We start from the raw sequence: 12,463 nt of genomic DNA, 5'->3' as shown, positions 1-12,463 counted from the left end.
ATTGGGGTGCGCGTGAGGCTCACGCCTCGCTCAATATCCATTCGATCGCCGCATCGGAATGAATTTCGGTGCTGTCGTAGATTGGCAGGATATTGGCCTTGGTGTCGATGATCAGGTCCAGTTCCGTGGAACCCAGAACCACCGCCTCGACATCGCCCTTGGCGATATTGGTGATATAGGTTTTCATCGTCCTTTCGGACTCGCGCTTGGCCTGGTTGAACATCAGTTCCTCGTAGATGATCCGGTCGATCTCCTCGACCCGTTCGTCATCGGGCGGGGTCAGGGTTATCCCCTTGGCAACCAGACGTTTACGATAAAATCCCTCGGTCATCACATTGCGGGAACCGAGCAAAGTCGCCGTCTTTATGCCATCGGCCGCCATCTTGTCGCCCACGCAATCGGCAATGTGCAGGATCGGCACGCCGACTTCCGGCTGCACCTGATCATAGATTTTGTGCATTGCGTTGGAGCAGATGAATATTGCGGTCGCACCGCTATTCTCCAGCCGCTTGGCCGACCGGGTCATCAGGCCGGCAGCCGCATCCCAGTCGTCATCCGACTGCAGTCGCGCATAATCGCTGAAATTAACGCTCTCGATCAGCATGTGCGGGCTGGAAAAACCGCCCAGCCTTTTTTGCACGATGCTGTTGATCCGCGTGTAATAGCTGGCAGTCGATACCCAGCTCATCCCGCCAATCAGGCCAATTTTCCGCATTGAAGTTACAATCCCTGAAATATACGAAGTCGGCGTCTAGAGCGCCTTGACGATTTCCTCGCACATTTTCTTGGCATCGGAAAGTAACATCATCGTCTGGTCCATATAAAAGACCTCATTGTCGACCCCGGCATAGCCGACACCGCCCATCGAGCGTTTCACGAAGAAAATCGTCTTGGCTTTTTCAACATCGAACACCGGCATGCCGTAAATCGGCGATCCCTTGTCGGTTTTCGCCGCCGGATTGACCACGTCATTGGCACCGATGATGAAGGCGACATCCGCCTGGGCAAATTCGCTGTTGATATCCTCCAGTTCGAACACCTCGTCATAAGGCACATTGGCCTCGGCGAGCAGCACATTCATATGGCCCGGCATCCGGCCTGCAACCGGGTGAATGGCATATTTGACGCTGACGCCTTCTTCTTTCAGCATATCGCCCATTTCGCGCAGGGCATGCTGTGCCTGCGCCACGGCCATGCCATAGCCGGGAATGATGATCACATTCTCGGCCTGCTTCATCATATAGGCGGCATCTTCGGCCGAACCGCGTTTCCACGGACGGTCGATCTTGGCCGCGCCTTCCGAAGGACCACTGTCGGCACCAAAGCCGCCGGCGATCACGCTAATGAAGCTGCGGTTCATCGCCTTGCACATGATATAGGACAGGATCGCACCGGACGAACCGACCAGCGCGCCGGTAATGATCATCGCCGTGTTGCCAAGGGTAAAGCCCATGGCCGCAGCCGCCCAGCCGGAATAGCTGTTCAGCATCGACACCACGACCGGCATGTCTGCGCCGCCGATCGGAATGATCAGCAGGAAGCCGATGAGGAAGCTGAGGCCAACGATGGTCCAGAAAATCGCGCCCGTACCGATGGTCGGCGCAATGGCGAAATAGGCGGTCAGTCCGATGATCCCGGCAAGCACGCCGAGATTGATGACATGACGCAAGGGCAGCATGATCGGCGCACCTGACATATTGCCGTTGAGCTTGAGGAAGGCGATCACAGAACCGGAGAAAGTGATCGCACCAATGGCAACACCAAGACCCAGTTCGACGCGGCTGACCGTCAATATCTCGCCCGTCGCATCCAAAATGCCAAAGGCACCGGGATTGAGATAGGCGGCGATACCAACCAGTACGGCAGCCAGACCGACAAGCGAGTGGAAGGCAGCGACCAGCTGCGGCATATCGGTCATCGCGATCCGGCGCGCGGTGACGAAACCGATGACGCCGCCAATGGCAATGGCACCGGCAATTTCCGGCAGGCTGGCAATGCTGTGGGTCCATAAAGTGGTGACCACGGCAATCAGCATCCCGGCCATGCCGAAACGGTTGCCCGTCCGGCTCGATTCAGGCGAAGACAGGCCGCGCAGCGCGAGAATGAACAGAACGCCTGCAACCAGATAAGCAGTGGCAACCCACGGGTTTACCGGTTCACCGGAAGAGGCGAGCGCGGGGGAAGCCGCGAAAACTGTCATCCCAGCGAAGGCTGGGATCCAACCCAATCTCGATGCGATACGGCGCCCTTGGTTTAGGCCCCAGCCTTCGCTGGGGTGACGATCAGAAGAAGCACCCATTATTTGCGCTCCTTTTTCTTGTACATTGCGAGCATGCGCTCGGTCACGGCAAAGCCGCCAAAAATATTCACGCTGGCCAGAACAACGCCGACCAGACCCAGCCATTTGGCGGTCTGCCCGCCATCAGCCTGCGATCCCGCCGCCGCGGCAATCAGCGCCCCGACAATGATCACCGAGGAGATCGCATTGGTCACCGCCATCAATGGCGTGTGCAAAGCCGGAGTCACTGACCAGACAACATAATAGCCGACAAAACAGGCCATCACGAAAATTGAAAGAATTGAAATGAAGTCCATTGCTAACCCCCTAGTTCGCCAGAAGGCGCTCGTTGACGACCTTGCCGTCCTTGGTGAGACGGATGCCAATCGTAACCTCGTCATCATCGGGAAGCACGGGCCGCCCCGCCTCTTCATCCCAGTAAGCGCTGAGGAAATTATACAGGTTCCGCGAAAAAAGCGCCGAGCTATCGGCCGCCATGCTCGACGGCATATTGTTGGCACCGATGATCTTGACGCCGTGCTTCTCGACGACCTTGCCGGAAACCGCGCCTTCGACATTGCCACCCTGCTCCGCCGCGAGATCGACGATCACGCTGCCGGTCCGCATGGTCGCGATCTGCGCGTCCGAAATCAGGCGCGGCGCGGGACGCCCGGGAATCAGTGCGGTGGTGATGACGATATCCTGCTTGGCGATATGGCTGGACACCAGTTCGGCCTGGGCCTTCTGATATTCCTCGCTCATTTCGGTAGCATAGCCGCCGCTGCCCTCACCCTCGATGCCTTCAACCGATTCGACGAAAATCGGTTTGGCGCCGAGCGATTGAATCTGCTCCTTGGTCGCGGCGCGCACGTCGGTCGCGCTGACCTGAGCGCCGAGCCGCCGTGCCGTAGCAATCGCCTGCAGCCCGGCAACGCCGACGCCCATGATGAAACAGCGTGCCGCCGATACCGTGCCTGCTGCGGTCATCATCATCGGAAAGGCGCGGCCATATTCGGACGCGGCTTCTATCACCGCTTTGTAACCGGACAAATTGGATTGCGAGGAAAGGATATCCATCGACTGAGCGCGTGTAATCCGCGGCATAAATTCCATCGCCAGCGCATCAATGCCCAGCTTGGCATAAGCATCGACCCGCTCGCGCTCACCGAAAGGATTCAGGCTGGCCACCAGCCACGCGCCTTTTTTCATACCTTTTAGCGATTGCGGATCGGGACCCTGCACGGCCAGAACGATGTCGGCATCCTTCAGGACGGCGGCCCGTGTTCCGATCGTTGCGCCCATATCGGTATAGTCCGTATCGGCAACAGCAGCAGATTCGCCCGCCCCCTTTTCGACGGCCATGGTGGCGCCCAGAGCAATGAACTTCTTGACCGTTTCGGGCGACGCGCTCACGCGCGCCTCGCCTTCGGCGAGTTCCTTCAATACCGCTATTTTCACGCTAGATTCCAATCCGTTAGGAAATGAGTATAACCACCAATATTGCCACGATAGCGGTCAGGATTGTTCCGACTTTCAGCATCGACAAAAAGCCTGCGTAGGTTTCCTGTGCGGCGCTCAAATTATTATCCGATGTCATGATTTCCCCATATTTTCATTTTCGTTCATAAACTGGCGCGAGGTGTAACCCTATATTAGCGCCTGCTCAAGTCCTACCCACCGTCATTTTGGATAGAAAATTTATCCATCCCTTAATCGGCTCTTTACCGGTTGCCGGTATGAAAATGCTTCATTGTGGGACAATCGGGACAAAAATGGCACAAAACGGCACAAAATTACTGCTGCTGATCGATGATGAGCCGGCGCAATGTCGGCTGATTTCGGCGCTCGCTTCACGGGCCGGATTTCGCACGATCTATGCCCGTGACGCGGAAACTGCGATTGCCACACTCGGGACACAGGACGGGATGATGCTGGATGCGATCATCCTCGACCATTGGGTACCGGGTTCCGAAGCCACAGACCTGATCATCGAGCTCAAGTCGCGTCGCCCCGCCCTGCCGATCCTGATGCTCACCGCCGTCGGATCCATTGCCGAGGCGGTTGATGCCGTGCGCGCCGGCGCAACCGACTATCTGATCAAGCCGGTTGCGCCCGAACAGATGCTTCAGGCACTTGATGCGGCCGTCGAATCATCCAAGGATGACGGCGAACTGCGTCCGCTAACCGAAAAAATCTCGGCCCCGCTTGAATTTGAAGAAATTGTTGGCGCCGCGCCGGCGTTCCGCGCAGCCCTTGCCATCGCGGCCAAGGCCGCTAGGGCCCGCGTTCCGGTCCTGATCGAAGGCGAAGGCGGGGTTGGCAAGGAAGTGATCGCCGATGCGATCCATGCCGCCAGCCCGCGGTCCAAGCTGCCGATGCTAAAACTCAATTGCGGCGCGATCACCGGAAATCTGCTCGATTCGATCCTGTTCGGTCATGAAAAGGGCGCGTTCACTGGCGCCTTCGACCGCAAGATCGGTCTGATCCAGCAAGCCGAGGGCGGTACGATTTTCCTCGATGAGGTTGATCGCATCCCGCCCGAGACACAGGTGCGCCTGCTCCGTTTCCTGAAACATTCCGATATCCAGCCTCTGGGCAGTCCGAACAGTTTCCAACTGGATGTCCGCATCATCGCCGCGACCAATCGCAAGCTGCAAAAAGAGGTCGAGAAAGATAATTTCCGCGAGGATCTCTACTATCAGATGAACGTCGTCCAGCTGACCATCCCGCCGCTGCGCGACCGGACCGGGGACATTCCGGCACTGGCCCGCCATTTTCTGGCGCGCCTTGCCCATCAGCCGGGCCTGCGCAGCCTCGGCATCACCGACGAAGCGCTGAATCTGCTGCGCAGCTATCGCTGGCCGGGCAATGTCCGCCAGTTGCAAAGCGTGCTCTTCCGCGCCGCCGTCATGTGCGACCACAATGCCCTGACCTGCGATGAATTTCCGCAAATCGGCTCTTTTGTCGCCGAATCGGGAGAAGCCGACCCGCATCTGGTCAGCAGCCCGGAAGGCATTGGCATCACGCTCTACAGCGAAGATGGCAATTTACGGCCGCTGGAAGAAATTGAGGCGGATGTGATCCGCCTGGCCATCGGCCATTATCGCGGCCGGATGACCGAAGTTGCCCGGCGCCTGGGTATCGGCCGCTCGACTCTCTATCGCAAGCTGGCAGATCTCGGCATCGATAACGCCGCCTGAAAATGCTCGGCAATGGCGTCAGCCAAAAAGGTTGCGGCTTGTTGGAATTTGACATTTTCGGCCAGAACAATTGCCGCACCGATATTTGCCAAATCCAACATCGCCATTGATGTTTCCGACCGCTCGTCTTAAGTCTGCCCCCTATGAAAAACATGTTTCCAATTCTTCCAATCGGTGCAACCACGACGCTTGCGCTGCTCCTGTCCGCTTGCGGAAAACAGGAAGCAGTGGGTGACGTTCCCTCAAGCGAAGAACTCGCCCAGCAGGCAGATGCTGCCAGTCAGGCGATCCGCGATGAAGCGGCTGCCGCGGAGGGCGGCAAGGCGACTACGGCGATCGATCTCACCACGCTCGACAGTTATACCAACGCCTTGCGCGGCTACACGATCATGGTTCCGGGCGGCTGGGAGGTCGACGAGGCGAACAGCGACGACAATGGTCAGACTTATACCGATGCAGAAAGCGGTGCCAAACTTGCCGTCACGTGGATAGAAAATCGCGAAGATGCCGCCTGGAGCAAAGCCGTTCAGACCGTCGATGATCGGGGCGAAGCCATGGCCGGTGCTGCTGTAGGGGAAAATGAATATCGGGCATCGGGAATCTTGACCAACGGCCAGAAATCAAGCCTGCGGATGCTGCGCAAACCGGATGGTACGATGATAAAAGCAGAAATCACCTATGCCGCCGACCAAGCCGAGGCGGACGATCCCTTGGCCGCAACGATCCTCGACAGCCTGACCCTGCAATAGCAGCAGTCTAGCGGAGCAGCAGTCTAGCGACCGAATTTGGCGTCCAGGAAGCTGGGCATCGGACCGTTCCAGCTGCCTTTATCTCCATCCTCATCACTGTCCTGAACCACAGGCGGTTTTTCTTTTCGGACTTTTGCAGCCCGGACCGGCTTCTTCGGCGCACCTTCCTGCCGTGGTGAATTATCTTGTTGCGGTGCCTGCTTTTTCTGTGGTGGCTTGCCTTGCCGGGGCGTGTCCGCTTTTGCCGGAGATTTTCCGCCCGGTTTATCGGCCGCTTGCCCCTTGCGTTCTTTGCGCTCCTTGCGAACGGGAATTTTCATACCGGTCAGCTTTTCGATGCTCTCAACATGCTCCGAATCACTACGGGTGACAAAGGTAATCGCAACACCGGTTGCACCAGCACGGCCGGTGCGACCAATCCGGTGAATATAGTCATCGGGGTGCCAGGGAATATCGTAATTTATGACATGGCTGACGCCCTTGATATCCAACCCCCGTGCAGCGACATCGGACGCACATAAAATATTGATCTCGCCGGATTTGAACCGCTCCAGTTCGGCCAGACGCGAACTTTGATCCATATCACCATGAATCTGCCCGGCATCAAAGCCGTCCTTGCGCAGGCTCTGGCACAGATCGCGAACCTCGGTCTTGCGATTGCAGAAAATGATCGCGGTTTCGACGCCTTCATGATCCAGAATATCGACCAGCAACTTGCGTTTGGCCTTTGGCGCGACATCAATCAGCGATTGATCAATCGACGTATTGGCCGTCGCAGGGCGCGAGACCTCGATATATTTGGGATTGTTGAGAAACTGGTCGGATAGCCGCTTGATCGGTGGCGGCATCGTCGCCGAAAACAGCATCGTTTGCCGCGTTGCCGGCAGTTTCGAACAGATGGATTCGATATCCGGAATAAAGCCCATATCCAGCATCCGGTCCGCTTCATCGATAACCAGCAATTCGCAGCCCGACATCAATATCCGGCCGCGCTCGAACAGGTCCATCAAACGTCCGGGGGTAGCGATCAAAACATCGACACCTTTTTCCAGCGCCTTGATCTGGTCGCCCATGGAAACACCGCCGATAAGCAGGGCCATGCTAAGATTATGGTTCTTGCCATATTTCTCAAAATTCTCGGCGACTTGCGCTGCCAATTCGCGCGTCGGCTCCAGGATCAACGACCGTGGCATGCGCGCCCGCGAGCGACCGTGCGCCAAAATGTCAATCATCGGCAGCACGAAACTCGCCGTTTTGCCGGTGCCGGTCTGGGCAATGCCGATGATATCTTTCATCATCAGAACGGAGGGTATGGCCTGCGCCTGAATTGGCGTCGGTTCGTCATAGCCAGCTTCGGCTACGGATTTTAGCAGTTCTTCAGACAGGCCGATATCGGCAAATTTCATAGTGGTTCCGGAAAAATATAGGATGCACCCTTGCATCCTGCCTTAGCCTCTTGGGCCATGCCGGGCCATGATCGCATATCCCGGATTTGTCAAGCTTTCTCGCTTGATCTAGCGTTCCGGAACAAGTTCGCGAAATCGATCAATTTCACATTTGGCTCCGGTGCGCGAGTGCAGGATATCACGACCTGCACACATTTTGCCATCATTCGATTTTTCCATATAGAAGCCGGAATAGAAGCTTCGCGCCTGACAGTTTTTTTCCAGCCGCATCCGGATCCGTTTACGATCACGGGTGACAAGATCGAGAAATCGATCCGAGAACATCTGCACACCCAATATGTTGTTCATCGGCAGGCATTTGCCAATTTTTTTCTCTTGATAGGTTTGTGGCGGGGTTTCCCGAGAAAAGTCGGCCATTGGAGCCAAGCTATTCTGTCGCCTGTGAGGCACGCGGATGATCACCCGTTTTTCGATTCGAACCTGTGCATAGGCGACAGGCCGAGCCGCCACATAGTTGACGGCCACGCCTGAAGGCAAGGCATCCGCTGGCTGTATCTCGTGCGTTTCCGGCACAGATAGCAACAATATCGCTGTAAGTGACAGGCTCACCAAAATCCCTTAACTAACCCTTGCCACCGCTATATCAGCAGCGATTGAATATTGCATGAACTGAGAGTTTGCCATCTATTGTTGTCTCGTGGCAACCCGTCTGTAGCGGCTCCATGGTGAAATGGAATTTAACGAACGGATAGCGGTCATGCAAACCGCAGAGCAGGAATAATCGATATGCCACAAACACCAATATGGCAGGACCAGATGCTGGCGGTTGTCGGGGAAAAGGGGTTCACCGGGGCCAAGGATGATATGGCCCCCTGGCTCACCGACTGGCGCGGCCGCTATCATGGCGCTGCCGCAGCCATGATATCCCCTGCAAACACCCGCGAGACGGCAGCGATACTCACGATCGCAAATGAACACAGCGTCGCTATCGTTCCTCAGGGAGGCAATAGCGGCATGGTCGGAGGCGCAACCCCGGATGCCAGTGGCCAATCTGTGCTCCTGTCACTCCGCCGTATGAACCAAATCCGGTCGATCGCCGCGGAAGACCAATTGGTCGTTTGCGATGCTGGCGTGATTCTCCAGAATTTGCACGAGGCTCTCGCGGCCGAAGGGATGAGGTTCCCGCTAACTCTGGGCGGCAAAGGGTCCGCCACGGTCGGCGGTTTGATTTCTACAAATGCGGGCGGAACCCAAGTATTGCGCCACGGGACAATGCGTTCGCTGGTGGCCGGAATTGAGGCCGTGCTGCCAGACGGCAGCATTCTCGACGGACTAGCGGCGCTGAAAAAGGACAATCGTGGTTATGATCTGAAGCAATTATTCATTGGCGGAGAGGGCTCGCTCGGAGTGGTCACGGCGGCAACATTAAAAACCGTTCCCGCTCTGATTGATCGCTGCGTTGCATGGGCTGCGGTCGATAGCACGAACGCTGCCTATCAACTATTCCGCTTCCTCAATCGCCGGACGGCGCAATCGCTGGAAGGCTTTGAGATTATACCCGAAACTTGCCTGGCATCAGTTTTACGCCATATTCCCGGCACGCGCCCTCCCCTTGAAGGCAAGCATCAATGGCATATACTCATCGAAATTGTCCGCGATCAACCGGACGCGCAAGATCCCAGGCTGGTAGCCGAAAATCTGCTCGCAGAAGCGATGAAACAAGATTTGATCGAAGATGCAACCATCGCGGCCAATGAGAAGCAAGCCGAGGACTTCTGGAAAATTCGGGATTCCATCTCCGAAGCGGAGCGGGCGAACGGTCCCGCGCTGCAACATGATATCAGCGTGCCGGTCCCTGACATGGCCCGGTTTATCGATGAGGCTTCGCCGACAATCGAAGCAAAATTCCCGGGCACAAGAGTTGCTGCGTTCGGGCATATGGGAGATGGCAATGTTCATTTCCATGTCAAAGCCCCCCCCGGTGTACAGACACCGGAATGGATGGAGGAATTCGGGGAGCTAATCACGCCACTGGTCCATGATCTCGTCATCGCAGCAGGAGGATCGATTTCGGCAGAACATGGAATCGGTCAAAACAAGCGCACAGAATTGGAGCGACTGTCTTCCGGTGCCCGCCTCTCTATGTTGCGCGCCATTAAAACGGCGATTGATCCAAAAAACATTATGAACCCCGGGAAACTTGTCCCTCTTGCGTCGAACCAGTCAGGCTCTTAAAGCGCAAGTCAACTATTCGGTTTCAACAGTAATTTTTCGGAGAATCTAACCATGGCGAGCACGCCGCAAGCACAAGCACTACCAATGTTCTACAAGGACCTTGTTCCACTCAACTCTAGAGAACATGCGAATTGGAAAGTCAAAGGGCTCGACAATGCATCCTTCATGCAATCGCAACACGCCATTCCGATTACCACGGATGAATTCGCCAATGCGTCGCGCAATTATCCGATTGTGTTCTCCGTCGGCGAAAATAGCGTTCCACTGATTCTCATGGGCCTGAACGAAGGGGTGAACACCTTCATGAACGACGAAGGTCATTTCAGCGAACCTGCATATGTCCCTGCCTATGTTCGCCGCTATCCTTTCATGCTCGCAAAATTGCGTCCGGATGCCGAAGAGCTGTCGCTTTGCTTCGACCCGACAACCGATGCAATTGGCGATTATAAGGAAGGGGACGCTCTGTTCGACAAGGATCAACCGAGCGAAACCACCAAGAATATCCTGAATTTTTGCGAACAGTTTGAACAGGCGGGTCAACGGACCGGCCAGTTTGTCAGTGAACTGGAAAAAATGGGCCTGCTAATGGATGGCGAAGTCTCCATTCAGCAAGCCGACGTTGAAAAGCCATTCGTCTATCGCGGGTTCAAAATGGTGAATGAAGAAAAACTGCGCGACATGCGCGGCGATGAGCTTCGGAAGATCAACCAGAACGGAATGTTGCCGCTGATTTACGCCCATCTTTTCTCGCTACAGCTCATGCGCGATGTGTTCGCGAGACAGGTTAGTGCGGGCAAGATGCCACAGGTAACCGAAGCGCCATCCGTACAGATATAAGCGCTTAATCTGGCAGTTCGCAGGGGTTTTCCAACCAGTCCTTGAGTGTGACCGTTTGGGAGAATAATTTTCTGCCGTTTGGGTCTTGCAACTGATGTTGAGAGAGCCCACATTACGAATTGTATGGGTCTGCATCCCCCGATCAGGCCGATACAGGCATTTCGTTGAAATGCCACCTCCCTGAACCTTGGCCACCTCGCCGATCTGGCGAGGTGGTTTTTTTATAGCTACGCCCTCATTCCGCTGCTTCGAGCTGATAGCCACCGGACAGTTGCTCGGATAGCATCACGCAACAATCGCGGATTAGCGCGGCAATGGAACGGGCAGCAGCAACTGGTTCACGCAGATCCTGATCGAGATACAGGGACCGGTCGACTTCGAGCTGGAATGCGTGAATATTGCGTTCAGGCTTGCCATGTCGCTCCAGAATATAGCCGCCAGAATAGGGGTGGTTCGTCTGGACATGATGCCCTGCCATCCGGAAATGAACCGCGGCCAGTTCGGCATATCGAGATTCACAGCTACGCCCAAAACGGTCACCAATGACAAACCCGATTTTACGACGATTCTCGTCCAACACCGATGGCATGCTGTGTAAATCCAGAAGGAGCGCACAGCCGAAGGCCGATCGTATCTCGTCGAGAAGCTTCCCAACCATGGCGTGATAAGGCTCATGATCCTGCTCAATCCGATCCAGGACATCCTGATGCTGCCATTTTTCTCGCCACAGATTTCCGGCACCATGCAGTCGACGGGGCAATATGCCCAATCCGCCTCTGACCTTTTTGCTGATTCGTGGAATCCGTTCCGGGTCCATTCCGACGATCATATCCGGGTCGATTTCCATATCACTGCGATTGAGGTCAACCCATGCTCTTGGTTTTCGGGCAATAATTGCTGGAAACCCGGCTGCAATGGCCAGAGCGGCCAGTCGATCCGCATAACGATCCTCCAGGCGCAACAAATGGGATGCCGAAACATTCAGATTGTCGAGAAGCTGCGGAGGATATTCCCGTCCGGAGTGCGGCACACTGACCAGTATCGGAAATTTGGGTGTATCGGCATTGGACAGGAAATAAAGAGGGTCCACTGGAAAATCTTCGCTGGAATTAATAGGAGACAAGATGACTGCCCCGCTGGCTGGCAGTCGAAAGCCAAAAATTCATGGATTTCGGCAAAAAATTAACCGATTTGCACTTATATACCGGCCTCGGCATAAGAGCCGGCCTGTATTCAGGCATATTCTGGAAGGCGCGAAAAAATGATCAGGATTCTCCTCGCGGAAGATGAACAGGCGATGCGTGAGTATCTTACACGGGCGCTCGAGAAAGCCAACTATGAAGTTGTTGCCGTAGACCGCGGAACAGCGGCCGTTCCGTTGCTTGATGCCCAGAAGTTTGATCTGCTCCTGACCGACATCGTGATGCCGGAAATGGACGGAATCGAATTGGCCCAGCATTGCGCAGCCGTCTGCCCGGAAACCCAGGTCATGTTCATCACCGGTTTTTCCGGCGTTACGCTGCGCGCAGGGGAAACTGTTCCGAAGGCAAAAATATTATCAAAACCGTTTCATTTGCGGGATCTCGTTTTGGAGGTCGACCGGCTGTTTGAGCCGGATGATATTAGCGACCTGAATTAAGCCTTGCGCCAGCCGAAGCGGCTGGCTAGAGGGCCTCCAGTGTGGGCGTATAGCTCAGTGGTAGAGCACTTCGTTGACATCGAAGGGGTCGGGAGTTCAACTCTCTCTACGCCCACCAT

13 protein-coding genes and 1 tRNA gene are annotated in these 12,463 nt (G+C 55.7%); 6 read left to right on the top strand and 8 right to left on the bottom strand.

Annotated features, from left to right (window positions below; all coding sequences use genetic code 11):
- Window positions 1-19 precede the first annotated feature (19 nt).
- From ACN0WX_RS04810 to ACN0WX_RS04790, 5 genes are all read right to left on the bottom strand, one after another.
- Window positions 20-715 (bottom strand): aspartate/glutamate racemase family protein, encoded by a 696-nt coding sequence (locus ACN0WX_RS04810; protein ID WP_417621131.1) that lies wholly within the window; start codon window positions 713-715, stop codon window positions 20-22.
- Between the two features lie 36 nt (window positions 716-751).
- Complete coding sequence (locus ACN0WX_RS04805) at window positions 752-2,200, bottom strand: NAD(P)(+) transhydrogenase (Re/Si-specific) subunit beta (RefSeq protein ID WP_417621130.1); 1,449 nt, start codon at window positions 2,198-2,200, stop codon at window positions 752-754.
- A 98-nt stretch (window positions 2,201-2,298) separates the two neighbouring features.
- Window positions 2,299-2,595, bottom strand: a complete 297-nt coding sequence (locus ACN0WX_RS04800) for an NAD(P) transhydrogenase subunit alpha (protein ID WP_066743604.1) — start codon at window positions 2,593-2,595, stop codon at window positions 2,299-2,301.
- A gap of 10 nt (window positions 2,596-2,605) precedes the next feature.
- Window positions 2,606-3,736: a Re/Si-specific NAD(P)(+) transhydrogenase subunit alpha gene (locus ACN0WX_RS04795; RefSeq protein WP_417621129.1), complete on the bottom strand. Its 1,131-nt coding sequence runs from the start codon at window positions 3,734-3,736 to the stop codon at window positions 2,606-2,608.
- Between the two features lie 16 nt (window positions 3,737-3,752).
- On the bottom strand, window positions 3,753-3,875 hold the full coding sequence (locus ACN0WX_RS04790) for an aa3-type cytochrome c oxidase subunit IV (RefSeq protein ID WP_417621128.1): 123 nt from the start codon (window positions 3,873-3,875) through the stop codon (window positions 3,753-3,755).
- Between the two features lie 175 nt (window positions 3,876-4,050).
- Between ACN0WX_RS04790 and ACN0WX_RS04785 the strand changes: the two genes are divergently transcribed.
- Entirely contained in the window at window positions 4,051-5,478 is a 1,428-nt protein-coding gene (locus tag ACN0WX_RS04785; protein ID WP_417621127.1) for a sigma-54-dependent transcriptional regulator, read from the top strand.
- Between the two features lie 152 nt (window positions 5,479-5,630).
- Entirely contained in the window at window positions 5,631-6,227 is a 597-nt protein-coding gene (locus ACN0WX_RS04780) for a hypothetical protein (RefSeq protein ID WP_417621126.1), read from the top strand.
- A gap of 23 nt (window positions 6,228-6,250) precedes the next feature.
- Here the strand turns inward: ACN0WX_RS04780 and ACN0WX_RS04775 are convergent, their stop codons facing one another.
- Together ACN0WX_RS04775 and ACN0WX_RS04770 are read right to left on the bottom strand one after the other, a co-directional pair.
- Window positions 6,251-7,633, bottom strand: coding sequence for a DEAD/DEAH box helicase (locus ACN0WX_RS04775; protein ID WP_417621125.1), 1,383 nt, complete (start codon window positions 7,631-7,633; stop codon window positions 6,251-6,253).
- A gap of 108 nt (window positions 7,634-7,741) precedes the next feature.
- Window positions 7,742-8,242: a hypothetical protein gene (locus ACN0WX_RS04770; protein WP_417621124.1), complete on the bottom strand. Its 501-nt coding sequence runs from the start codon at window positions 8,240-8,242 to the stop codon at window positions 7,742-7,744.
- A gap of 177 nt (window positions 8,243-8,419) precedes the next feature.
- Between ACN0WX_RS04770 and ACN0WX_RS04765 the strand changes: the two genes are divergently transcribed.
- Together ACN0WX_RS04765 and ACN0WX_RS04760 are read left to right on the top strand one after the other, a co-directional pair.
- A complete protein-coding gene (locus ACN0WX_RS04765) occupies window positions 8,420-9,868 on the top strand; it encodes an FAD-binding oxidoreductase (protein ID WP_417621123.1) in 1,449 nt (482 codons plus the stop codon).
- Window positions 9,869-9,919: 51 nt separating this feature from the next.
- The gene (locus tag ACN0WX_RS04760; protein WP_417621122.1) at window positions 9,920-10,705 is read left to right on the top strand and encodes a SapC family protein; all 786 of its coding nucleotides are present in this window, start codon (window positions 9,920-9,922) and stop codon (window positions 10,703-10,705) included.
- Window positions 10,706-10,940: 235 nt separating this feature from the next.
- On the opposite strand, the gene ACN0WX_RS04755 is transcribed toward ACN0WX_RS04760, so the two are convergent.
- The gene (locus ACN0WX_RS04755) at window positions 10,941-11,795 is read right to left on the bottom strand and encodes an N-formylglutamate amidohydrolase (RefSeq protein WP_417621121.1); all 855 of its coding nucleotides are present in this window, start codon (window positions 11,793-11,795) and stop codon (window positions 10,941-10,943) included.
- 171 nt (window positions 11,796-11,966) lie between these two features.
- Between ACN0WX_RS04755 and cpdR the strand changes: the two genes are divergently transcribed.
- The gene (gene cpdR, locus ACN0WX_RS04750) at window positions 11,967-12,344 is read left to right on the top strand and encodes a cell cycle two-component system response regulator CpdR (protein ID WP_417621120.1); all 378 of its coding nucleotides are present in this window, start codon (window positions 11,967-11,969) and stop codon (window positions 12,342-12,344) included.
- 43 nt (window positions 12,345-12,387) lie between these two features.
- Window positions 12,388-12,462, top strand: a tRNA-Val gene (locus ACN0WX_RS04745).
- The last annotated feature ends 1 nt before the right edge of the window (window position 12,463 follow it).

Origin of the sequence: Parasphingorhabdus sp. (assembly GCF_048269915.1) — a bacterium.
Taxonomy (GTDB): Bacteria; Pseudomonadota; Alphaproteobacteria; order Sphingomonadales; family Sphingomonadaceae; genus Parasphingorhabdus.
Note: the sequence above shows the minus strand (reverse complement) of the source record. Positions and strands in the feature narration are given on the sequence as shown.